This window comes from Rufibacter roseus, from assembly GCF_001647285.1.
Lineage (GTDB): Bacteria > Bacteroidota > Bacteroidia > Cytophagales > Hymenobacteraceae > Nibribacter > Nibribacter roseus.
This window is the reverse complement of record NZ_LRML01000004.1, coordinates 77,982-101,474: the sequence shown is the minus strand read 5'-3', so window position 1 is coordinate 101,474 and position 23,493 is coordinate 77,982. Positions and strand designations below refer to the sequence as shown.

The following is a 23,493-nucleotide window of genomic DNA, read 5'->3' as shown; positions in this document are numbered from 1 at the left end:
GTAATAGCTTAACCGTGGTTAGCGGCTATCTGATAGTCAGATGGTAAGATTAACGAGTTATAATTAGATAGGTTACGATTGACTTAAAACAAGAAAGCCCGCGCACAGGCGCGGGCTTTCTTGTTTTAAACCTTCATTTGCAGCAGTAGCTGCCTGGTATTTAGTTATATACTTTCACCATGTACACAAAGTCCTGAAGCTTTTTCAGCTGCTGGGGGCGTGGGTTACCAGCCAGCGTATTTACCTTTGGAAGTCTTACCGGCTGTGGTAACCTATTCTCCGGGAGCTGCTCCAGCAGAGAAAGCAGGTAAGCTGATTTCACCGCAAAGGCGGCACCATCTACTCCTAACATCTTACCGCTGATTACCCCAATCATGTTGCCTCGGTCATCTAGTAAAGGGCCACCACTGTTACCAGGGTTCAAAGGCACCGAGATCTGGTAAGAAGCAGTATCACCGTATACTCCTGAGCGTGAGCTGAGGGTACCCTCACCATAAACTATGTCTTCACGTGGATAGCCTAAGGTAAAGACGCGCTCTCCAAGATCAGTTTCTTTTTGTTTAAAGGAGTATGGCAACTTTCCAAATCCGGTAAAGGCGGTGTCTATCACTCTGAGCAGGGCCAGGTCACGTACCTGATCAGAATAGATTTCTTCTACTTTATATTTAATACCCAGTTTGTTTTCTATCATCAAAGAGTCCGCTCCCTCAATCACGTGGTAGCTGGTCACAAAATAACCGTCTGAGGTAAGGGCGAATCCGGTGCCAGTGAACTGGCCGGGGTTGACTGGCGGTTTGGTGGTAGAAAGAACATCTTTTACCAATGCCCGTTGATTTCTCTTAAGCGCATCTACCTCACGGCGAAGTTCTACATAACGGGCAGCGTTTTGCTGAGTGGCAGAACGCCACATTTCCATGCCTAACAAACTACTGAAAACAGTAACAATGGCCACTGTAGCGGCCACGCCCATGGTGGCGCCATAGCGGCTCATGAACTGTTGCATTGGTGTGCGTCTGCGAACTGGCGCAACAACAGGCACCACATTCTCAGCCTTCCATTCACTATGGAGGTGGTTAAGCTTCTCTCTGAATTGAGACTGCTTACCGTGCGCAAAGAGGGTAGAGGAGAATAACTCAAACTCTTTTACCCGTTGGGCAAAGGCAGGGTCAGTGGCCAGCCGCTCTTCAAAAGCCGCCCGTTCAGCAGATGTCACCTGGTGTTGGCGATACCGCTCTATAAATTCTAATAATTCCCTGTCACTCATATATAGTTCATCCTGGCAGGATGTATGTAATTTCTATGCTGGCTTCCTCATCAGGGTTGCTGATAATCTGAAAAGAAAAGCTTTTTCAGGCGCATCAAGCACTTGTACTTTTGGTTTTTGGCAGAGTCAACGTTGTTGTAACCAAACTTTTCGGTAATCTCTGGCATACCCATAGACCTTATATAAAAGTCTTCAAGTAGTGTTTTGCAGGGCTCTCCTAACTGGGCCAGGGCATTGCCCATGGCGGTAAACTTCAGTTCGTTCTGCTCTGCCTGATCTGCGTCTTCCTGCGCATCAGTCAGTTCCGCCTCAGTGTCTTCAATCAGACCGGTACTGAACCTGCTGCTGCGCGACAGTCTTTTTAACCACAGCCTACGGCAGATGGAATATAAATACGTCTTAATCTGGCAATTGAGTTCCAGTTGACCGGCTCTGATTTTCTCATAGAAAACAATTACCGCCTCCTGAAAGATGTCCTTGGCATCATCTTCTGTTCCGTTGTTGCTTTGTACAAAGTACAGCACCATAGGGAAGTGGAGTTTGTACAGCCTGCTTAAAGCTGTCTCGTCCTCGTCCAGAATACCTCTGATAATGTCGGCATCGGTCACAAAAGCCTTACTACTCATGCTCATCATTTAATACAGAATCAGCGAATTAGTAACCCAAGAAAAAAAATAAAAAAATATTTAAAAATACTGGGTTACCTCTTCGGGGGTAGTGGTATAAAGGGTGAATTTAACGCTAAAACCCTTTAAAAATCTTCAAAATGAAAAAGGTATTTTCTCTTGCCCTAGTTGCCGGTATGTTCGCTTTCGCTTCTTGCGAGACTAAACCAGCTGAAACTGAAACTACTGATGCAGCTGCTACTGAAGCTACAACTGAAACTGCTGAGCCTACTACTTTAGAAGGTGATTCAGCTGCAGTTACTACTGATGCTTCTGCTGATACTACTGTAGCTCCAGTTCAGTAATTAGCCGGTATGCGTTAGCATACCACTAGGTTAAGATGAAAAGCGTCTTCTGCGGCTTGCGCAGTAGACGCTTTTTATTTGTACCAGCTACAAAAAGACCTGTTTTTCGTCTGTTTTCCAAAAAACAGGCGAAAAACAGGTCTTTCTTTTTATTATAGGTTAGGCACGTTGCCGCTTACGCCGCTCCAGTTCCTTTTTAACCAATGAAAATTCGCGGCTAGTTTGTCCGGCTATGGCTGTGTTCTCGTCGGCACGGCGTAAAAGGTACGGCATAACTGCTTCTACCGGACCGTAGGGGACATATTTGGCTACATTGTAACCGGCATGAGCCAGGTTGTAGGAAAGGTTATCGCTCATGCCAAGCAACTGGGCAAAGTAAATGCGCTCGTCATTTGGTGAGATATGGTGCTGTTCCATCAGGTCCATGAGCAGGTAGCAGCTTTGTTCATTATGGGTTCCGGAGCAGATGGCAATACGGTCAATATGTTCCACGCAAAATTTTAGAGCCTCATTAAATAAATCATCGGTTGCCTGTTTACTGGGGTTTATGGGATTGCGGTATCCTTTTTCCTGCGCCACGCGAGCCTCTTTTTCCATATAAGCTCCACGCACCAGTTTGCCGCCCAAATAGTAGCCATTCCGCAAGGCCCGCTCATAGTCGCGCTTAATTATCTCAAGCCGGTCGTGGCGGTAGAGCTGATAAGTATTGTAGACAATAGGGCGCTCCTGGTTGAAGAGCTCCATCATTTCATAGCACAGCTGGTCAATGGTTTCCTGCAGCCAACTTTCCTCGGCATCTATAAATACCCGCACACCCCGCTCATATGCCCGCTGGCAAATTGCTTTTACTCTTGCTCGAGCTCTTCCTAAGGCAGCTTTCTCATCTTGGTTCAGTTCAAAGGTGGTTTGTGCTTTGGCCAATAGCGCCGGATCGGCTACGCCCGTTACCTTGAATACGGAGAAGGGAATGTGGTCTGAGGTAGCCGCTACTTCTATGGTGGAAATAATTTCCTGCACCGTATGGTCAAAACTGGCCTCGTTGCTTTCGCCTTCAACAGAGTAGTCCAGGATAGTGCCAATGTGAGAGGTTCCTAGTCTTTCTATAGTAGGCTTACACTCCTGAATGGTCTCACCTCCGCAGAACTGCTCAAAAATGCTTTTCTTGATCACAAACTTAACGGGCAGGTTCCAGGCAAGCGCTTTTTTCATGAAGCCACCTCCCATTTTCACCAATGAATTGTTGTTCATGGCTGCAAAAAGCAGATAGGTTTTATACAGTTCAGCGTCAGATTTATCGGCAAACGCAATGGCAGTGTTTTCAAAAGAGACTTTTGGTGCGGGATTCATCTTTTTAGGTGCTATTTTAGGGCGTACAAAGATAACGTAAAAACGGTTGTTAGTTATTTTACGCCTATTTTTTGAAAAGCAGGTTTAAAATAGTTTTCTACTACGCTTACGGATTTAAGGCCATGGAACACAGCAAACAAAACAATTATTTTCACCAGTTGAGCAAGCTGCGCCGCAAGCCTTTAACGGTAGCCGGACCCTGCAGTGCCGAATCTTGTGACCAAGTACTGGAAACAGCCCGGCAGCTGAAAGACCTGCAGGTAGACATTTTCAGGGCTGGTGTCTGGAAACCGCGCTCCAAGCCTGGTACTTTTGAAGGGGTAGGGGCTGAGGGGATGCAGTGGCTCCAGGAAGTACGGCAGGAGTTGGGTATGCCCGTAGCCACGGAGGTAGCCCGCCCGCACCACATAGAAACTGCGCTTAAGCATAACATTGATGTACTCTGGATTGGCGCCCGCACCACGGTAAACCCGTTTGCAGTACAGGAGTTAGCAGACGCCCTGCGTGGAACGAACGTACCTGTAATGGTGAAGAACCCTGTTAACCCAGATCTGAGTTTATGGGCTGGGGCTATTGAGCGGCTTTGGGCTGTGGGGCTGAAGGATGTGGCTGCCATTCACCGCGGATTCTCCAGCTATGAGCCCTCTGAATACCGGAACCAGCCGCTTTGGCAAATTCCTATTCAGCTGAAGGGTCAGTACCCCTTCTTACCCGTTATTGTAGATCCTAGCCACATTGGGGGTAAACCAGAATTTATTTTTCCTATCAGTCAGAAGGCCTTGGATTTAGATTTTGAGGGCATGATGATTGAGACACACCCTAACCCTGCTCAAGCTTTGTCTGATGCCGAGCAGCAAATTACTCCGCAGGTGTTGGGTGATATCTTAGCTAAACTACAGGTTCGTAGCCTGCCAGACCAAGCCTTTATTAGCCGTACCGAGGAGTTAAGGCAGAAAATTGACCGCGCTGACCGTGAAATAATAGAAGCTCTGGCCCGCCGCATACGTTTGGTAGAGCAAATAGGCGAAGACAAAAAGCAGAACAATATTGCCGTACTGCAGCCCGAGCGCTGGAAAAGCATTTTTGACACCAGAAAAGAGTGGGCCAGGCAGATGCAGGTTAACTCAAAATTTGCCGCAGAACTGTATGAACTCATTCACCTAGAATCAATCAGGGTACAGACGGAGGTGGTGAGCGGAAAGAAGGAGGAAGAGTAGCGTTTTGGGGCTACTTTTTGAAAAGGAGGGCTAAAACAACTCTATTTATCTCACAACTTTTCTTTTTTTAATCTAATAGAATAAAATCAACACTGCCGGTAGATATAATTTAATGGCCAGCTAGTCTTCAGGATCCCTCTATATGAACCCCCACCTTTTTCCTATACTTTTTATTTGTGCTTTTGTCTTGAGTGCTTGTGGTCGTAGAGAAGGTGCTTCCACTACCGCTGATGTTGTTGTAACCAAAGCTTCAGATGCCAGCGTAATGACTGGGGCAGATAGCTTGAGAAGGAACTTCTCCCCAATTATAAATGGAGTGTGGGTGCTGAGTGATTATATTCAGGACATTGAGAAGACAAAATCTCCCATAGCCTCATCTCATAAGTTAGAAAACCTAACGACCCTTATTATCACAGATAACTTGCGAAGCGATAGTTTAGAGGTGGGGTCAAGCTTGAACAATCATGAAGGGTATAGCTTTATGCTTTACTTTAAGAAAGGCCAATCTTCTACCAGCCTCAAAACAAATATTCCAGATTACAAAGAGCGGACCAACAGGTATGAATTAGGGTATGAAACAGCAGCGCAAGACACTGCCTTGTACCTTTATCATTACACTGCGGGGAACAAATTGCTAGGCAAAACCCAATTCAAAAAAGTAAGTGCTAAACAAACAGATAATGATGCCGCTTGGGGCATACAGCATGTGGTGAATCAAAAACTGTTTTCGGGTTCTTACATGTTGAAACAAGAGCAGGGCGACGCTCCGGTAAAAGTCATAATGAACGATAACGGAGCTATAGAGGGACTTTCAGGGGCTGAAACATATTATGTACTCACAGACTTTGTGGCTGGTCCTTTCAATGATCTTGACCAAATTTGTTTCAATTTGCAGGCAGAGCAACAGGTGTGCTATGCCTATAGAATTAACGGTGATACGCTTTCTCTATTTGAGGCTATTGAGGACACTATAAAGATGAAGCTGGTGCAAGGCAAATTGAAATATGAAATGGTAAAGCAAACTAGGTAAGTGTTATTTAACTATTGAGGTTTACTGCACCTGTACCTATGTTTTAGAAGAACATATTAAAAATCTTCTGCTCTTTATTGCCTTCTTTTGCTAAGTTGGCAGTACCTTGTGCTCTGTATTGTCAAAATGAGTGGCTCTGTAGTGTTTATCTGAAATTTTCGTTCCGTAAACGCTAAAACTGTTCCTTTTTGGTATCACCTATTCTGTTTTCCACCTGTTTTAAGAAAAATAGGCCGGAAACATAAAATAAACTCAGATTACCTTGACCGAAGAAATTTTCATAGGCAAAGAAGCAGTACAGCAGCTACAAGAGCTGCTGCAGAACCGTGCCTTTAAAAAGGTAGTGGTGCTGGTAGATGAAAATACTCACCGGCATTGCTACCCTTTACTAAAAAATTCGCTGCCGCAGGGGCACCATGTAGTTCATATTAAGAGCGGCGAAGAAAACAAAAACCTGGCAACCTGTGAGCATGTGTGGCGCGAGCTGACCGAGCAGGGGCTGGACCGCTGGAGCCTTTTGGTGAACCTAGGCGGCGGCGTTCTCACCGACTTAGGTGGTTTCTGTGCCAGCCTTTACAAACGAGGAATCCGGTTTGTGAATGTGCCTACCACCTTGCTTTCTCAGGTTGATGCGAGTGTGGGTGGTAAGACGGGTATTGATTTCATGGGCTTCAAGAACCACATTGGCGTGTTTCAAGAACCCGTGGCGGTACTGGTGAATCCTGAATTCTTGCAGACACTGGACCTGCGCCAAATGAAATCGGGCTACGCTGAGGTAATCAAACATTGGCTTATAACCGATGGTGATATGTTCCAGCAGCAGCGCCACATTGGTATGTTCACCGAAGACTGGACCGACCTTATCCGCCATTCCATTGAAATTAAATCCAGAGTTGTAACGGCAGATCCACTGGAGAACGGCTTGCGCAAGATTCTGAACTTTGGTCACACCATTGGCCACGCCATAGAAAGTTACTTTCTGGAGAAGCCAAGCCAAATGCTGTTGCACGGCGAGGCCATTGCCGCCGGTATGATATGTGAGGCATGGCTATCGGTGCAGAAAGGTCTGCTTTCGCAGCAGGAACTGGAGCAGATAGAAACCTTTATCTCTTCAATTTATGAGAAGGTGAAGATTGAGGCTTCTGAATTAACCGCCATCTCTGCTCTTTGCCTGCACGATAAAAAGAATTCAGGGGCTACCATTAACTGCACTCTTTTAGAAAAAATCGGCGTAGCCGTGTATGATAAACCTGTTACCCTGAGCGAGGTTGAAAATGCCTTGCGCTATTACCAAACCCTATGATGTCAGCCGCAGCTGTGCGCGTGTCGCACCCTACGGGCAAGTTGAGCGGGACCGCAATCCTGCCTGCCTCTAAAAGTGAGGCTAACCGTGCCCTTATTATCAGAGCCCTTACGGGCGAAGATTTCCTTATACATAACTTATCTGACGCCAACGATACCCAGCTTCTAAACCGTATTTTATCTACGCCTGCTGGAGAAGAGGTAAGTGCCGAAGATGCCGGAACCGTCATGCGCTTTTTAACCGCCTATTACGCAGCCACTGGCCAGAAACTGGTACTCACGGGAACCCCCCGCATGTGCCAAAGGCCAATAGGTGTGTTGGTAGATGCCTTAAGAACGTTAGGTGCTGACATCGAATATTTAGGCGAAGAAGGTTACCCACCCATGAGAATGAAAGGCTTTTCGGGCACCGGAACCAATCAACTGAGTGTACGCTCCGACATCAGCAGCCAATACATTTCAGCCTTGCTCATGATTGGTCCGCTGTTACCGCAGGGGCTGGAGTTAACACTTGAGGGGAAGATCAGTTCGGCGCCTTACATCCGTATGACTCTGGCGCAAATGGCGCATTTTGGCGTGCAGGCAAAATTTGAAGGCAACCATATTTCAGTACCGGCTCAAAAGTACCAAGCCAAGGAGTTTACCGTTGAGTCAGATTGGTCTGCGGCCAGTTACTGGTATAGCATGACTGCCTTGGCCCAGGAAGCCGATGTGTTTCTGCCTGCACTTCGCTTTAACTCTTTGCAAGGCGACAGCGTACTGCCCGAGCTCATGGTACCTTTTGGGGTGAAGACAGAATTCACTGAAAATGGGGTACGCCTGACCAAACAGCCAAAAGAGGAGAAGCCAGAACGCATAGATTTCTCTGACTGCCCAGATCTTGCTCAAACTGTAGCCGCCTTAGCCGCCGGTATAAAGGTAGAGGTAGAGATGACAGGTCTTGAAAGCCTTCGGATCAAAGAAACGGACCGTATTGCTGCGCTGCAGAACGAGGTGCAGAAATTTGGTGCTGCTTTAACTGAAGTAGAGCCTGACGTTTTTAAGCTGATTTTAGAAAAACAGCCTGAAAACGAAGCGAGAGTGCATACCTATGAAGACCACCGCATGGCCATGGCCTTTGCACCGTTGGCGTTGAAACTGCCGTTGGTGGTGGAAGAACCAAAAGTAGTACGGAAGTCGTACCCGCGGTACTGGGAGGAATTGCAAAAAGCAGGTTTTGAGGTGGAGGAAGTGCAATAGATTTTTGAAAATAAAGCGTAGTCACCATTGCTAAGCTTTACAACAAAGAAGCCTGCTGATATCAGCAGGCTTCTTTGTTGTAACACAGTTTTCAGATTCACTTTTATGAGTAACAATTGTGCTTGTTGTTCAGAAGGAGAAGGTGGGCGCCTTATGTTTTCAGGGGCATAAGCTGTAGAAAATCTATGTTGTGTTTGATAGCAGAATTGTATATAAATAAGTTTGTAATTGTGTTATTGCTAATAATTGATGTTTTTATTTGTATTTATAAAACATGGCTGTTTCTCTGCCGTACAAGATCTTCCTGAAAGAGAAATATCATTAGCGACAGAATAAGACTATGAAAAAGAATAATATATGGGTACTTGTCTGGATCTTTTTGGTGAGCTGTGCCTCCCTTAACGCATGTAGTGAGAGCGATGAGGAAAACACTGGTTCAGAAGTTGCCGAAACACAGGAGTTCCTGAAGAAAGCCCTGGCGCACGACCTCTTTGAAATTACCGCCGGCATGATGGCCGAAGACCAAAGCAAGAATGGTGAGGTGGGAGGTTTTGGACAACAGTTGGTGCATGTGCATACCCGTACCAGTGAGGCGCTGCAATCTATTGCCCGCCGCAAAAGCGTACAGCTGCCTGATCAAATGCCGGCTGATAAAAAGAGTATAATTAACCGACTGGAAGAAAAAGAAGGTACAGAGTTTGACCAAAACTTTGCTGCAGTTCAAATCACTGCTCACCAAGAAGTGATATCTATGTATGAAGAAGCAGACAAGAAGATAACCGATCCGGAGATTCAGGGATTTATTGACCAGATTCTGCCTGTATTACAAGAACATTTAGCAGAAATACAGAAGGTACAGACCCAATTGATTGCTAAAAATTAAGTTACCTTTCTAGAAATAATAGCTCATTTGCACGCAGCAGATGAGCTATTATTTTGTAGAACCTAAGTGAGCCTGCACTTCATTCACTATGTTGTTGAGGTACGGCACTGAATGCAAAAGCCTGCTGCCATACCAACTGAACAACTCTCCATCTACTATTTTCACTACCGCATCAGGGCAAATGGCAGCAAATTCATGTATGTGTTTTTCTGAAAACGGATAGGGCTCTGAAGAAAGTAAAATTAGCTTTGGGTCCGTTTCACGCAGCAGTTCTGCTGAAATACTGGGGTAACGAGATAAATGGCTAAACTCATTTGAGAAGCCACACAGCCCTAACAGATGATCGATAAAATTATGATTACCTACAGCCATGTACGGGTTACGCCAAACAAAGTAAGCGGAACTGATTGGGGGTGAAGCAGGCTTTAAATTGCTGAATTGTAGTTGAAGTGAGTGAGTTAGTGCTGTCGCTTCTTCTTGCGTGCCCGTAATTTCTCCTACAGACTTCATCATGTGTAAAGCGTCATCCAAAGTATAGATATCACTCATCCACACTGGGTAGTGGCGCGCCAGTTCCTCAATTCCTTCCTGATAATTTTCCTCTTTGTTCCCGATGATAAGGTCTGGCTTCAGTTCCTTAATTACATCAAATTTGAAGTTCTTTGTGCCTCCAACCTTTGTTTTGTTCTTTGTTTGTTCTTTAGGATGAATACAGAATTTGGTTACTCCCACCACCTTTTCCCCAAGACCTAAATGAAACAGCAGTTCCGTTTGGGAGGGCACCAAAGATACAATCCGCTGTGGCGGCTGATCTAAGGTGATCTGGCGGTTCATGTGGTCGGTGTAAAGCAACTCTAGAGAAATGTGATTTAGGCCTGAATTTTAAAATTCAGAGCAAAAACAGTGATTGGTTTACTACATGTGCTACTGATTCAAACACATGCGCTACTGATTCAAACAGCAGTTATCAGAAGTAGGCCAGCAGGTAGTTAACTATTTTGAAACCAACCAGCTTTGGGCAACTTCTAAGCTGGCGAAAGTCTGAAACTCAAGCGACAAGTTAGTTTTGTTGCTTATTTCTTTGATTTGTCTTTCTCTGTTAATATTATCAGTTACCAGACGAGCTACTTTTTTCACTCGGGTATGAGACAAATCTTCCAGAAATTTTATGGCCGCATCCATATACTCTATTTCCGTAATGGCGTCAACGGTTTGGCGGGCGTCTATAAGTAAGTAACTGATGTCATAGTACTTTACTGTATTCAGTACCTTCTCCAGCAAATGGTTGAACTCATAAAGTGAATAGGTGTTCTGGTCAGGCCACTCCACGAAGAGCAGGTCTTTGGCCGGATTATAATCCAATTTGATAAGTGTGTTCTCTAGAATCATAGGATTATAGATTTAACCATTCTATAGGTGAATTGTTTTCTGGTTTTTTAAGCCAGCATAACAATGCTTAGGGTATGAAAGCTAAAATACAATTAAAAAGTTTCAGTTTCACTACCTAAGCATCAATACCTATGGTGCACGCATTCAGGAAGGTATGATTTTATGTTGCCATTCATGGTCTAGAATGGCGTAAACCAAAGAGTCGCACCATTCGCCCTTGATAAAAATATTTTCACGAAAATGAGCCTCGCGGCGCATGCCCAGTTTCTCCATGATGCGGTAAGATCCAATGTTACGAGGGTCACAGTCGGCCCAGACACGGTGCAAGTGCAGTTCTTCAAAGCCAAATTTGAGCAGCTCTTGGGCGGCTTCAGTACCATACCCTTTGTTCCAGTAGGTTCTGTTTAAAATGTACCAGAGTGCGGCTTCTTCAGCATCATAATCTACCTTCATGCCTACTTTGCCAATTAACATGTCGGTACTCCGCAGTACAATGGCAAGGTCAAAGAGGGTTCTTGGCTCTTCCTTCGCTTCAGCTATACACTGCTGAATATACTCTTGGCTGCCTTTAAAATCTCTAACCTCTTGCGTCTGGAAACGCATTACTTTAAGGTCGGCCTCATATAAGTTGGTAAAATGCCAGTCATCTTCTTTGAACTCGCGGAGGAGCAGGCGTGGCGTCAAAAGTTCCATTAGGCAGAAGCACTTATACAGCTGTGTTTAAAAATACGAAGACCTGCTGGGTTTTTAATCCGGCAGGTCTTCGTATTTTCTATTTTTAGCCTGTTTTATGAAAAACAGGTCAAAAAGGGGTTATTTCAAGTAGCGAAAATCATGGCCGCTCTCCAGTTGGAGTAAGAACTGGTAGTAAAGCTGAATGATATTCTCAATATCATCTTTATGTACAGTTTCTACTGTGGTGTGCATGTATTTTAGTGGCAAAGAAATTAACGCTGAAGCTACCCCTTCGTTTGAATAAGCAAAAGCATCGGTATCGGTGCCGGTGGCGCGGGTGGCGGCGGCGCGTTGGAACGGAATATTATTTTTCTGCGCCACGTCAATTAGCATGTTCAGCACATTGTTCTGCACGGCAGGACCATACGTGAGCACTGGACCTTTTCCGCAATGCAAATCACCGTTGGTTTTCTTCTCGTACATAGGCGACTGGGTGTCATGCGTCACGTCTGTAATGATGGCCAAGTTAGGCTTGATCCGGTGGGCAATCATCTCTGCGCCACGAAGCCCTATTTCTTCCTGTACCGCATTCACTATATATAATCCGAACGGCAGTTTTTTACCGTTTTCTTTCAACAGGCGGGCCACTTCGGCAATCATAAATCCACCAATGCGGTTGTCTAGCGCACGGCCTACGTAGAATTTGTCGTTCATTACGAATAACTCATCATCAAAAGTAACTACGCAGCCTACGTGTATGCCCATATCTTCCACTTCCTGACGGCTGCCGGCGCCGCAGTCTAAGAAGATTGTTTCCATGGTAGGGGCTTTGTCTTGCTCTACTTTGCGAACGTGAATGGCAGGCCACCCGAAAACAGCCTTCACCATGCCTTTGCTGGTGTGTATGTTTACCCGTTTAGATGGGGCAATTAATGCGTCTGAACCACCGTTACGGCGTACGTAAATGTAGCCTTCTGGGGTGATGTAGTTTACAAACCAGGCAATTTCATCGGCGTGTGCCTCAATGACTACTTTGTATTCTGCTTCGGGATTAATGACTCCTACCACAGAGCCATAAGTATCTACAAAGTACTCATCTATGTATGGCTTTACATAGTCTAGCCACAGCTTCTGACCCGATGACTCAAAGCCGGTAGGTGCGGCATTGTTGAGGTAAGTTTCTAAAAATTTGAAGCTTTCTTCTCTCATAGCTTTCTTCATTGGTGGAGCAGAGCGTTCTCCGTTTGTAGTTGTTCGTTAGTGTAGTCTTTACGGTTGGTTTGCTCTGTCTAGACCAACCCAAAGGCAATATGTAATTCAATGTTAGATAGGGATGCTTGGCGTTAGACGTAATGTTTGATTCCCTCTTTCTAACATTACGTCAACGTGTAACATCTTAATCTTTTCTACAGCGGTATGTTGCCGTGTTTTTTCTTGGGTAGTTGGTCAACTTTATTTTCAAGCATTTTAAAAGCTTTGATCAGTTTGGTGCGGGTTTCAGACGGATAAATCACCTCGTCTACGAATCCGCGGTGGGCGGCTCTGTATGGCGTGGCGAATTTCTCCTGATACTCGGCAACTTTTTCGGCTAGCTTAGCTTCTGGGTCTTCTGAGGCCGCAATCTCCCGTTTAAAGATGATCTCAGCAGCTCCTTTGGCTCCCATCACGGCAATCTCGGCGGTTGGCCAAGCATAATTTAAATCTGCCCCAATATGTTTTGAGTTCATCACGTCATAAGCACCACCATACGCTTTGCGGGTAATTACCGTTACCCTTGGCACCGTGGCTTCACAGAAAGCATAAAGTAATTTAGCACCGTTGGTAATGATGCCGCGCCACTCTTGGTCGGTTCCGGGCAGGAAGCCCGGAACGTCTTCCAATACCAGTAGTGGAATATTGAAGCTGTCACAGAAACGCACGAAGCGGGCGGCCTTGGTGCTGGCGTTAATATCTAACACACCAGCCAAAACGGCCGGTTGGTTACCCACAATGCCAATGCTGCGGCCCGCTAAACGAGCAAAGCCTACCACTATGTTTTCCCCAAAGTTCTTGTGAACTTCCAAAAAAGTATCAGTGTCTATGATTCCCTCAATCACTTCTCTGATATCATATGGTTGGTTCGGGTTGTCTGGTACTATGGTGTTCAGAACCTCACGCGTCTCATCTTCCTTTGCTTCGTAAGGCAGGGAAGGGGGAAGTTCTTCGCAGTTTTGGGGCATGTAGCTTAACAGCTGCTTGATGGTTTGAATGCAGACCACCTCATTGGCGCAAGAAAAATGCGTTACGCCGCTTTTAGTGCTGTGGGTGCTGGCACCGCCTAGTTCTTCAGACGTTACAGTTTCATGTGTTACTGTTTTTACCACGTTAGGGCCGGTCACAAACATGTAGGAGGTGTCTTCCACCATCAAAATAAAATCTGTGATGGCAGGGGAGTAGACTGCGCCACCTGCGCAAGGTCCCATAATACCCGAAAGCTGCGGTACAACGCCTGAGGCCAAGGTGTTTTTGTAGAAGATATCGGCGTAGCCACCTAAAGAAACCACACCTTCTTGAATACGGGCACCGCCTGAATCGTTTAGCCCAATAACCGGTGCGCCATTTTTCATGGCAAGGTCCATGATCTTTACAATCTTCTCAGCGTGGGTCTCAGAAAGGGAGCCACCAAATACGGTAAAGTCTTGGGAGAACACATAGATTAAACGGCCATTCACTGTACCGTAGCCGGTAACCACTCCATCGCCTAAGTAGTATTCTTTATCTAGCCCAAAATCTTTGGACCGGTGCATGACAAACTTGCCGATTTCCTCAAAGGAACCTTCATCTAAAAGAAGGTCTATGCGTTCGCGGGCGGTTAACTTACCTTTTTTGTGTTGGGCATCAATGCGGGCCTGTCCGCCACCTAAAAGGGCTTCGGCATTCTTGCGGTCTAATATCTCAAATTTGCTGTTTGGTATATTCTGGTCAGACATTGAGGCTTTTAATGTTGGTACAAGGATTCAAATTTAGAAAAGATTAGGCCAGTGTAAAATTTTTGTTCTGCTTTCTTATGTGAAAGAAAAAGAAAATGTAATAAATACGCTGTGGCTACGTTGAGGTTCCCGTTAAGTAAATCAGAATTGTTTAATATTGGGAGGTCAGTTTTTAGCCTTTTTTCCAGAAAATAGCTTTAAAACAAGAAAGGCTGACAGATTGTCTGCCAGCCTTTCTAATATCTATTAGAAATTAGTCTTTCTTCTTATCGCTTGACTTAGTTGTTTCCTCTTCTTCAGACGAAGAATCAGTAACGTCTGGTATGTCATCAGAAGTGTCTGGAGCTACATCTTTGCCTTTACGGTTTGTGAACTTCAGCTCCTCTTTTCCTTCTTCATGGTCAATCACAATGGTGTCTCCCTGAGCTAGTTCAGCTTTCAAGATTTCCTCTGCAATTGGATCTTCCATGTATTTGGTGATGGCTCGGTTCAACGGACGGGCACCATATTTAGAGTCATATCCTTTCTCGGCCACGAAATCTTTGGCCGCATCAGTGATTTCTATGGTATAGCCCAACGTTTTCACACGGGTCAACAACTTGCTCAATGAGATATCAATGATTTTATGGATATCTTCTTTGGCCAATGAGTTGAACACAATCACATCATCCAGACGATTCAGGAACTCAGGAGAGAACGTTTTCTTCAAAGCAGCCGCTATGGTGCCTTTCATGATGTCGTCCATGTTCTCCTGGCGGGTTTTGGTAGCGAAACCAACCCCAGCTCCGAAGTCCTGCAAATCACGCGCTCCAATATTGGAGGTCATGATGATGATGGTGTTTCTGAAGTCAACTTTACGGCCTAAACCATCGGTTAACACACCGTCATCCAGCACTTGCAACAACAGGTTGTACACGTCTGGGTGCGCTTTCTCAATCTCGTCCAACAACACCACAGAATACGGCTTGCGGCGGATTTTCTCGGTCAGCTGACCACCTTCTTCGTACCCAACGTAGCCCGGAGGCGCTCCTACCAAGCGAGATACGCTGAATTTTTCCATGTACTCACTCATGTCAATGCGCACCAAAGAATCTTCTTTATCGAACAGATAAGTAGCCAGAACTTTAGCAAGCTCAGTTTTACCTACCCCAGTTGGACCTAAGAACACGAATGAGCCTATTGGGCGTTTTGGGTCTTTCAGGCCAACACGCGTCCGCTGGATGGCTTTCACCAACTGCTGAATCGCTTTGTCCTGACCGATTACTTTGCCTTTCAGCTCTTCGCCCATGTTCAGAAGCTTCAAGCTTTCTTTCTGCGCGATACGTTTTACCGGAATACCCGTCATCATGGCGATTACCTCGGCCACGTTTTCTTCTTTCACGGCGTAACGCTTCTTCTTGGTTTCCTCTTCCCAGCTCTTTTTAGCAGAGTCAAGTTGGTCAAGAAGTTTTTTCTCTTTGTCGCGCAGTTGAGCAGCCTCTTCGTATTTCTGGCTTTTCACCACACGGTTTTTCTCGTCCTTGATGTTCTCAATCTGCTCTTCAAGCTTCAAGATGTCATCTGGCACCACTATGTTGTTGATGTGAACGCGTGCACCGGCCTCATCCAGAATGTCAATAGCTTTGTCTGGTAAGAAACGATCGCTCATGTAGCGGTCACTCAACTTAACACAGGCCTCAATGGCTTTGTCTGAATACGTTACGTGGTGGTGATCTTGGTACTTATCTTTGATGTTGTGCAGGATCTCAATAGTTTCCTCTGGCGTGGTAGGGTCTACCATCACAATCTGGAAACGACGAGCCAAAGCACCATCTTTCTCAATGTACTGACGGTACTCGTCTAGCGTAGTAGCGCCGATGCATTGAATTTCGCCACGAGCCAGAGCAGGTTTGAACATGTTCGAGGCATCCAGCGAACCAGATGCTCCACCAGCACCTACAATGGTGTGTAGCTCATCAATGAACAAGATTACGTCCGGAGATTTCTCCAGCTCGTTCATCACGGCTTTCATGCGCTCCTCAAACTGACCGCGGTATTTAGTACCTGCCACCAATGAGGCAAGGTCTAATGTAACCACGCGCTTGCCGAACAACACGCGAGACACTTTTTTCTGAATAATACGCAGGGCCAGACCTTCGGCAATAGCCGTTTTACCTACCCCTGGTTCACCAATCAAGATTGGGTTATTTTTCTTACGGCGGCTCAGTACCTGGGCCACGCGCTCAATCTCTTTCTCACGACCTACAATTGGGTCAAGTTTGCCTTCCTCAGCCAGCTTGGTGAGATCACGACCGAAGTTGTCCAGCACCGGGGTGCGGGATTTTTCGGCACCCTTCTTGGCGGTTGCGCCAGCGCCTCCCTTAGAGGAAGAGCCAAAGAGTTTGTCGTTGTCGTCGTTGTCGTCGGTATCTGAAGAGGCGAGTGGGTTGTTAGCATGATAGTCTAACGAATCCCGGATGGCTTCATAGTTCACGTTGAATTTGGCTAAGGTTTGCGATGAAATATTATCCTCATCCCGCAAAATAGACAGCAACAGGTGTTCTGTACCTATGATGTCTGACTTGAAGATCTTTGCCTCCAAGTAAGTTATTTTCAGGACCTTCTCCGTCTGTTTGGTCAGCGGTATGCTGCCGGTAATATTGGTATTAGGGCTGGCGGTGTTTTTGGTGGCTTGCTCAAGCGCGTACTTAAGCTCCTCCATAGGTACCCCCAGTTTTTTAAGTAAAGATATGGCGGTGCCTTCTCCTTCGCGTATCATTCCCAGAAGCAAATGCTCGGTACCAATGTAATCATGGCCCAGGCGAATGGCTTCCTCGCGACTGAGAGAGATCACCTCTTTCACTCTATTTGAGAATTTGGCTTCCATGTAGTCTAGTCTAGTAAAATATTGTTGTGCGTCTGCTGTAACTGGTTGTAGCCAAGGCTTTCGCGCTATATTGTAAACAAGCTGAGTAGGGCAAATGTTCAACAGAAAGCCGCGGGGTTCTGAAGGTAAATAGATGCCTCTGGGCCTAAGTTAAACAACAAGTCCAGTATACTCAGATTTGATGCAAATTGTTTGCCAAACACCTGCCGGTATGGCATAAGGCGCAAATTGTCAGGCTCCTTTTTGGGGTGAAGAACCCCGCGCCAATCCAACACCGGTGCCTCGTACGTGTTCACATACGTTTGGGTAAGGCTAATGGGTTTGTTTAGCTTCAGGAATTTAACGAAAAGTTTGAACAATTCCATATTCAGCCTGAAAAGGTATTTAGGTTTTTGCGCGTACACATCCAAAATATAGTCTTCATAGTACTCAAAGAAAGGAGCGTTGCCGTAGGCGCTCCTGATGGTACGCCAGTGAATGTCCGTCCACCGCTGTGTGTAATCAATCTCTAATTCCGTGATGATAGTCTTACTGTTTCCTTTCAACACCGGCACGGTAAGCGGTAATACCCCTTGGGCTGTTAAGATGTGACAGCGGTTGCGGTAGCTCTGTTTCTGGTAATGCTCGTGGGCTTCAAAAATAAGTTCATCTGCTTCAAAAGCTTTCTGAAAATAAAAGATGCTGGGGAGGTAATGGATTTCGGTGAGTAAGTGCATGCGGTAGAATTGATTCTTTGCAAGTATAGGGATTTATCTGAAGTGTGGCATGGTTTGTCAATTCTCACATATAGCCATTTCATTATTCCAGAAACACGCATTCCCAATATTCCCCATTGACAGGGGCGAAGGGGGATGTTTACACCAGTAGATACACGCATTCCTGGTCCTTCTCTTTTGCGGTCATCCTGAGCATTCTTGAGGCGAGAGCCGAAAAGGGCTAGCGTAGCTACCGAAGGATCTAACGAAGCCTTTTTCTCTTGCCCCTGCTTTACCCTCCGCCGTTGTTGCTTGTTCTCACCAACAGCCTAAATTACTATTGCTCCCACAGCCGCTTCTGCCTCATCTCAATCTGCATCTCTCCCTGCTTAGGTTTGTCACTTTTCTCCTTGATGAGAAAAGTAACCAAAAGAATCAAGAAGCCCCTGACTCGCTGCCGCTCAAACAGGAGGGGCTTCAGTAAATTTACCACCTGGCCAATGTGCGAAGTTCCATAGCTTCTGTGGCTACTACTAACTAGAACCTGCGTCTCGTGCTCCCGCTAAGCGCCTACGTGCCCTTGGCACTGCGTTGCCCGCTCCCGCAGGATAGGCTAAGGAGGGTATGGTTTCTATTCTATATTTTTTTAATGACTCATAACTCGCGACTCATGACTCAGGACTCACCTTCCCGTGTTTTAAACTTGTTTTTCCAAAATTAGCCCGAAAACGCTACTAGGTTTCCCGGAGGTAACGCGACTGTGTCAGAAAAAGAGAACTTTCTGGGCGTACTTTCGACTTTTAAAGGGGCTTTCGTAAAAGAAGTAGTACGAAAAGAAATTATACCATGAGCAATAGAAAATTAGCAGATATACCCGTTTCAGTTTTAGACTTAGTACCCATTCTGCAGGATAAAACCGCTTTAGATTCATTTAAAAGCACCGCAGACCTGGCGCAGCACGTGGAACGTTGGGGCTATACCCGCTACTGGATGGCGGAGCACCACAACATGGCTGGCATTGCCTCTTCGGCCACAGTGGTTTTAATTGGTCATGTTGCTGGGGCTACTTCTAAAATAAGAGTTGGCTCCGGTGGAATTATGCTACCGAACCACGCGCCGCTGGTGGTGGCAGAGCAGTTTGGCACCCTAGCCTCTTTGTACCCTAATAGAATTGATTTAGGCTTGGGCCGCGCTCCGGGTACAGACCAGGGCACAGCCATGGCGTTACGAAGAGATTTAAGAGGCTCAGTAGATGAGTTCCCGCAAAATGTGGTGGAGCTGAAGAATTACCTTGGGCCAGCCGACCCATCGGCAAAGGTGCGGGCGGTACCGGGTGAAGGGACAAACGTGCCTATCTGGATTCTAGGCTCCAGTACATTCGGAGCACAGCTGGCCGGAATTTTGGGATTGCCTTATGCTTTTGCCAGCCATTTTGCGCCAGCACAATTACATGCTGCCTTGAAAGTGTACCGCGAGAGTTTCCAACCTATTGGGGAATTGAAGGAACCGTACGCCATGGCTTGTGTGAACGTTATCGCCGCTGATACTGATGAAGAGGCTATTCATCTTTCTACTACGCTTTACCAGTCTTTCCTGAACGTGATACGTGGCACCGCGAGGCCAATGCAGCCACCGGTAAAAAGCATGGAAGGCCTTTGGGATGCAAACGAACGCTACGCAGTACAGCAGATGTTGCGCTACTCTTTTATAGGTGGACCCAGAGAAGTGAAAGAAGAACTGCAGGCTTTTCAGGACGAAACCGGAGTAGATGAGATCATGATTGGCTGCAATGTGTATGATCATGCCGCCCGCTTACGATCTTATGAAATAGTTTCTGATTTCTTCAAAAAAGCAGATTAAAGCAAGTGTTTAAAGGGTGGTAGTTACCTTCTAACTATGTTAGAAAAGCAGGCCGAGGATGTTTTCATCTCTTCGGCCTGCTTTTTTGTTACATCTTTACCAATTGTTAGGCGCAGTCAATTGGCTTTATTGGCAAATTAATAAGTGGCATAAGTTTGAAGTTGGGTAAGTATTATGGCAGATTATTTCTAGCCGTGTTAGTGTTAGATGCTTAAATGGTAAGGATGTGCAGATTTCCTCAATGTACTGAGTTAAGAGAAAAGTTCTTTCTTTCTTCAATAGTTTCCAGAAGTTGACCTGTTGTGGCGAATTCGCGTAGATTGCTGAAATATATGGCTACTGAAAAAAGTTTTTTGTGTAGTCAAAGTTCTTAACATTGGTTTATATGGCTTCGCTTCCTCCCTTAGATATTCCTTTGAGCAAGAAAAAGAGCGTAAAAATGCTGCTTTTGTGCATTGCCTTTGTATTGGCTTGCTGGTTTATCTGGGACAGGGCAGAAGATTATGCTTACACTACCTTGTTCAGGGGAGTTGCCATGGCCGGCTTTGCCTTCTTCGGGCTGTTGTGCGGTGGCTACGGTCTTTTCAAGTTGTTCGACAACAGACCAGGTCTGGTACTTGACCAGCACGGAATTAGGGACAATTCAAGTGCCATTGCTGGTAAACTAATTCGGTGGCAGCAGGTAACAGGTCTTGAAGAAAGAGTAATTGTAAATACTCCTTACCTGTTGGTATTCGTGAAAAACCCAGAAGAAGTCATCAGGAAAGAAAACTTCTTCAAACAAAAGATCATGCGCCTGAACCAAAAATCGTACGGAACTCCTTTGGCGCTTTCAAACCAAGCCCTGCAGTGCGACTTCGAAGAAATGGTAAAACTTGTGCAGCAGTATTACGCTGCCTACGGAGCAGTGGAGGCGCAGTAAATAATCGCCCCTGTTTTAGGCTTGTTTCTGAAAAAACAAGCCTAAAACAGGGGCGATTATATGTGGTTCTGCACCAGCTAACGAAGTAGGTTAAACTTAGAAGAGCCTAAGCTTCTCCTATTCAACATTTCCTCCGACTCAAACCTCAGGACTCTCGACTTAGAACTTCCTACAAATACTCATCAATTTCACCCGCGCCTTGACGGAGCACTTCATATTCATCGTGCTCACAGTTGACAACGGTAGAAGCTACGTTGTTGCCGTACCCGCCGTCAATAACTAAGTCTACCAGATTACGGTACTTTTCATAAATCAACTCGGGGTCAGTAGTATACTCTATCACCTCGTCTTCGTCGTGAATAGAGGTGGAAATGATAGGGTTACCCAGTTCTTCCACCAGCTTCAGGGCAATGTTATTATCCGGAATACGGATACCTACCGTCTTTCTTCGGGAGCCGCCCAGCTTTGGCACTTTGCCGCTGGCCTCCAGCACAAACGTAAAGGGGCCGGGCAAAGCCTTCTTCATTACTTTATAGGTCTGGGTAGAGATTTTGGCGTAATCTGAGATGTGCGTTAAATCATGGCAAATAAAGGAAAGATTGGCTTTTGCCGGATTTATTCCCCTTATCTGACAAAGCCGCTCTACTGCCCGCAGGTTATGCAAGTCACAGCCCAAGCCATAAATAGTGTCAGTTGGGTAGATCACTAATCCGCCTTTCCTTAGTACGTCTACTGCCTGGGCAATGGCTTTAGGTTGAGGGTTGTCTGGGTGAATTCTAAGTAGAGTTGCCTGCATGGAGTCAATGAGTGAATGTGAGAATGAAAGAATAGGTTTTAAATGCCTCCCACTTGCATACGGATATTTCAAAAATTGCGTTTTCAGGCTGAATTTCCAAAAGCAGACCTAAAACAAAATCCTAAACTAACATTTTAAGCCTGAAAGAATGTTGAGCGTTTTGCCAACTGTTGAATCCAGAAACAAGCTCTTGAGATTTAAATATTCGTTCAATCACTCATTCACTCATTCACTCATTAAATTTATATCTTTGTCTGCTATGTCAGAATTGAATGTTACCGGAAAGCCCTCTGTTCGCAGAGCGCGCCAGCCCCGCAAGACCAGCAAGTGGACGTACGTCTTGGTGGTGGCTATGTTTTTATTTGTGTGCTTCTCTTATTACGCATACCAGATTGTGTACACCCCGAACGTGGAGGTGAAAGGTGATCCGGTGTACGTGCTCATACCAAGAGGAGCCTCTTATGAGCAAGCCATGGACTCTGTAGAAAACAAAGGAGTAATCATAGACAAGCTTTCTTTTAGGCTAATGGCTAAGCTTATGAAGTACCCTGATCTGGTAAAGCCTGGACGTTATGAGTTGGAAGACGGAGCCACCAATTATCACTTAATCCGCAAACTGCGCAGCGGTGATCAAGATGCGGTTAAGCTTACTTATAGCAATGTGCGCCTGAAAAAAGATCTGGCTAACAAGCTAAGTACGTTTATTGATGCCAGCCCGGCTGAAATAGATTCATTGTTGAACAGCCCTGAATATACCCAAAAGCTGGGTTTCGACACCACTACCATTTTGACCATGTTCATCCCTAATACCTATGAAATGTATTGGACCACTTCGGCTACCGAAATGATGGAGCGGATGAAAAAAGAATATGATGCTTTCTGGACCGAAGAGCGTCTTGCCAAAGCCCAGGACCTCGGATTATCTCCTAAGGAGGTGTCGATTCTGGCCTCTATTGTACAGGCTGAACAAGGTATGCACCCTGATGAGCGTCCGCGTATAGCCGGAGTTTACCTGAACCGACTGCAAAAAGGAATGCTGCTGCAGGCTGACCCAACCGTAGTGTACGCCACCGGCGATTTCGGTATCCGGAGAGTGCTGAATGTGCACCTGAAAACTGATTCGCCATACAATACCTACAAGTACAAAGGTCTGCCCCCTGGACCCATTAACTTACCTTCTATTACTTCTTTGAAGGCTGTGCTTGATCCAGAAGAGCATGATTACATCTACTTTTGCGCCAAAGCAGACTTCTCCGGCTACCATGCCTTCGCTACAAATGAGGCAGAGCACCGTGCCAATGCCCGTCAGTTTCATGCTGCTTTGAACGCCCGCAAAATCATGAAATAAATAGTGCCTGTTTTGGAGCTGTTTTCACAAAAACGGCTCCAAAACAGATCTTGCACCCAACCTTTTTAGCTCATGAACCATCTGCTCAAATTTTGCTTTCTGATTATTTTTCTTGTGACTGGTTATGAAGGTCATGCTCAGCAGAAACCAATTCCGTATGATTCATTGCGCACCGTACTGGAGGGTATTTATGAGGTAGACCAAGGCATCAGAATGAAAATGGGTGCGGTGAAGCCGGAAGACATGAATGATTTCTTCCGGGAGATGCAGCGGGTAGACTCGGTAAATCAGGTAAAGGTGTTGGCTATTTTACAACGGTACGGTTGGCTTCCGCAGAGCAAAATAGGGGAGAAGGCGGCCAACGGGTTGTTTTTTGTGGTGCAGCATGCACCCGCTAAAGTTATAAAGCAATACCTGCCCCAAATGCAGAAACAGGTGAAGTTAGGCGAAGCAAATAAAACATACGCCGCCATGATGGAAGACCGCCTGCTCATGTACACCGGTAAGAAACAGAAATATGGAACGCAGGCCACGAGTATGTTGACAGAGGACGGAACTATGGCTGTTTGGCCAATAAAAGACCCCGTAAACATTAATAAGCGTCGTAAAGAGGCTGGTTTCAAAGATACGGTAGAGGAGAATGCCAAACGGATGAATGCCAAGTATAACCCTGATGAAAAGCTTCCGGCCCAACCGGTAAAATTTAATTAAAGTATATTTG

21 protein-coding genes are annotated in these 23,493 nt (G+C 45.8%); 10 read left to right on the top strand and 11 right to left on the bottom strand.

Going from position 1 to position 23,493, the window contains the following annotated elements:
* Window positions 1–160 precede the first annotated feature (160 nt).
* Together A8O23_RS06745 and A8O23_RS06740 are read right to left on the bottom strand one after the other, a co-directional pair.
* On the bottom strand, window positions 161–1,264 hold the full coding sequence (locus A8O23_RS06745; RefSeq protein ID WP_066618580.1) for a S1C family serine protease: 1,104 nt from the start codon (window positions 1,262–1,264) through the stop codon (window positions 161–163).
* 50 nt (window positions 1,265–1,314) lie between these two features.
* On the bottom strand, window positions 1,315–1,896 hold the full coding sequence (locus tag A8O23_RS06740; protein ID WP_066618578.1) for an RNA polymerase sigma factor: 582 nt from the start codon (window positions 1,894–1,896) through the stop codon (window positions 1,315–1,317).
* Window positions 1,897–2,030: 134 nt separating this feature from the next.
* On the opposite strand from A8O23_RS06740, the gene A8O23_RS06735 reads away from it, so the two are divergent.
* Entirely contained in the window at window positions 2,031–2,234 is a 204-nt protein-coding gene (locus tag A8O23_RS06735; RefSeq protein WP_066618576.1) for a hypothetical protein, read from the top strand.
* 159 nt (window positions 2,235–2,393) lie between these two features.
* Here A8O23_RS06735 and A8O23_RS06730 read toward each other — a convergent pair whose 3' ends face one another.
* Window positions 2,394–3,581, bottom strand: a complete 1,188-nt coding sequence (locus A8O23_RS06730; RefSeq protein WP_066618573.1) for a proline dehydrogenase family protein — start codon at window positions 3,579–3,581, stop codon at window positions 2,394–2,396.
* Between the two features lie 122 nt (window positions 3,582–3,703).
* Between A8O23_RS06730 and A8O23_RS06725 the strand changes: the two genes are divergently transcribed.
* The 5 genes from A8O23_RS06725 (at window position 3,704) to A8O23_RS06705 (ending at window position 9,252) form a co-directional block, all read left to right on the top strand.
* A complete protein-coding gene (locus A8O23_RS06725) occupies window positions 3,704–4,798 on the top strand; it encodes a bifunctional 3-deoxy-7-phosphoheptulonate synthase/chorismate mutase type II (RefSeq protein ID WP_066619481.1) in 1,095 nt (364 codons plus the stop codon).
* Window positions 4,799–4,940: 142 nt separating this feature from the next.
* Entirely contained in the window at window positions 4,941–5,828 is an 888-nt protein-coding gene (locus A8O23_RS06720) for a hypothetical protein (protein WP_153042102.1), read from the top strand.
* Between the two features lie 262 nt (window positions 5,829–6,090).
* The gene (gene aroB, locus A8O23_RS06715; protein WP_066618569.1) at window positions 6,091–7,131 is read left to right on the top strand and encodes a 3-dehydroquinate synthase; all 1,041 of its coding nucleotides are present in this window, start codon (window positions 6,091–6,093) and stop codon (window positions 7,129–7,131) included.
* Complete coding sequence (locus A8O23_RS06710; RefSeq protein WP_317039526.1) at window positions 7,128–8,369, top strand: 3-phosphoshikimate 1-carboxyvinyltransferase; 1,242 nt, start codon at window positions 7,128–7,130, stop codon at window positions 8,367–8,369. The genes aroB and A8O23_RS06710 overlap by 4 nt, the downstream gene beginning before the upstream one ends.
* A 340-nt stretch (window positions 8,370–8,709) precedes the next feature.
* Complete coding sequence (locus tag A8O23_RS06705) at window positions 8,710–9,252, top strand: DUF4142 domain-containing protein (RefSeq protein WP_066618563.1); 543 nt, start codon at window positions 8,710–8,712, stop codon at window positions 9,250–9,252.
* A 48-nt stretch (window positions 9,253–9,300) separates the two neighbouring features.
* Here A8O23_RS06705 and A8O23_RS06700 read toward each other — a convergent pair whose 3' ends face one another.
* The 7 genes from A8O23_RS06700 to A8O23_RS06670 form a co-directional block, all read right to left on the bottom strand.
* Entirely contained in the window at window positions 9,301–10,086 is a 786-nt protein-coding gene (locus tag A8O23_RS06700; RefSeq protein WP_066618560.1) for a helical backbone metal receptor, read from the bottom strand.
* A 159-nt stretch (window positions 10,087–10,245) separates the two neighbouring features.
* Window positions 10,246–10,641, bottom strand: coding sequence for an STAS/SEC14 domain-containing protein (locus tag A8O23_RS06695; RefSeq protein WP_066618557.1), 396 nt, complete (start codon window positions 10,639–10,641; stop codon window positions 10,246–10,248).
* 144 nt (window positions 10,642–10,785) lie between these two features.
* Window positions 10,786–11,334: a GNAT family N-acetyltransferase gene (locus A8O23_RS06690; protein ID WP_066618554.1), complete on the bottom strand. Its 549-nt coding sequence runs from the start codon at window positions 11,332–11,334 to the stop codon at window positions 10,786–10,788.
* A gap of 120 nt (window positions 11,335–11,454) precedes the next feature.
* Window positions 11,455–12,525 (bottom strand): M42 family metallopeptidase, encoded by a 1,071-nt coding sequence (locus A8O23_RS06685; RefSeq protein WP_066619479.1) that lies wholly within the window; start codon window positions 12,523–12,525, stop codon window positions 11,455–11,457.
* Between the two features lie 197 nt (window positions 12,526–12,722).
* The gene (locus A8O23_RS06680) at window positions 12,723–14,285 is read right to left on the bottom strand and encodes an acyl-CoA carboxylase subunit beta (RefSeq protein WP_066618552.1); all 1,563 of its coding nucleotides are present in this window, start codon (window positions 14,283–14,285) and stop codon (window positions 12,723–12,725) included.
* A gap of 253 nt (window positions 14,286–14,538) precedes the next feature.
* Entirely contained in the window at window positions 14,539–17,151 is a 2,613-nt protein-coding gene (locus A8O23_RS06675; RefSeq protein WP_066618550.1) for an ATP-dependent Clp protease ATP-binding subunit, read from the bottom strand.
* A 98-nt stretch (window positions 17,152–17,249) separates the two neighbouring features.
* Complete coding sequence (locus A8O23_RS06670) at window positions 17,250–17,867, bottom strand: WbqC family protein (protein WP_066618543.1); 618 nt, start codon at window positions 17,865–17,867, stop codon at window positions 17,250–17,252.
* Window positions 17,868–18,692: 825 nt separating this feature from the next.
* Here A8O23_RS06670 and A8O23_RS06665 point away from each other — a divergent pair.
* Both A8O23_RS06665 and A8O23_RS06660 read left to right on the top strand, forming a co-directional pair.
* A complete protein-coding gene (locus tag A8O23_RS06665) occupies window positions 18,693–19,706 on the top strand; it encodes an LLM class flavin-dependent oxidoreductase (RefSeq protein WP_066618538.1) in 1,014 nt (337 codons plus the stop codon).
* Between the two features lie 385 nt (window positions 19,707–20,091).
* Entirely contained in the window at window positions 20,092–20,628 is a 537-nt protein-coding gene (locus A8O23_RS06660; RefSeq protein WP_066618537.1) for an STM3941 family protein, read from the top strand.
* A 169-nt stretch (window positions 20,629–20,797) separates the two neighbouring features.
* Here the strand turns inward: A8O23_RS06660 and A8O23_RS06655 are convergent, their stop codons facing one another.
* On the bottom strand, window positions 20,798–21,424 hold the full coding sequence (locus tag A8O23_RS06655; RefSeq protein ID WP_066618532.1) for an L-threonylcarbamoyladenylate synthase: 627 nt from the start codon (window positions 21,422–21,424) through the stop codon (window positions 20,798–20,800).
* Window positions 21,425–21,683: 259 nt separating this feature from the next.
* Between A8O23_RS06655 and mltG the strand changes: the two genes are divergently transcribed.
* Both mltG and A8O23_RS06645 read left to right on the top strand, forming a co-directional pair.
* Window positions 21,684–22,772 (top strand): endolytic transglycosylase MltG, encoded by a 1,089-nt coding sequence (mltG, locus tag A8O23_RS06650; RefSeq protein WP_082882936.1) that lies wholly within the window; start codon window positions 21,684–21,686, stop codon window positions 22,770–22,772.
* A gap of 72 nt (window positions 22,773–22,844) precedes the next feature.
* Window positions 22,845–23,483 carry a DUF6624 domain-containing protein gene (locus A8O23_RS06645; RefSeq protein WP_066618529.1) on the top strand — a complete coding sequence of 213 codons (639 nt, stop codon included), beginning with the start codon at window positions 22,845–22,847 and terminating at the stop codon, window positions 23,481–23,483.
* Window positions 23,484–23,493: the final 10 nt, after the last annotated feature.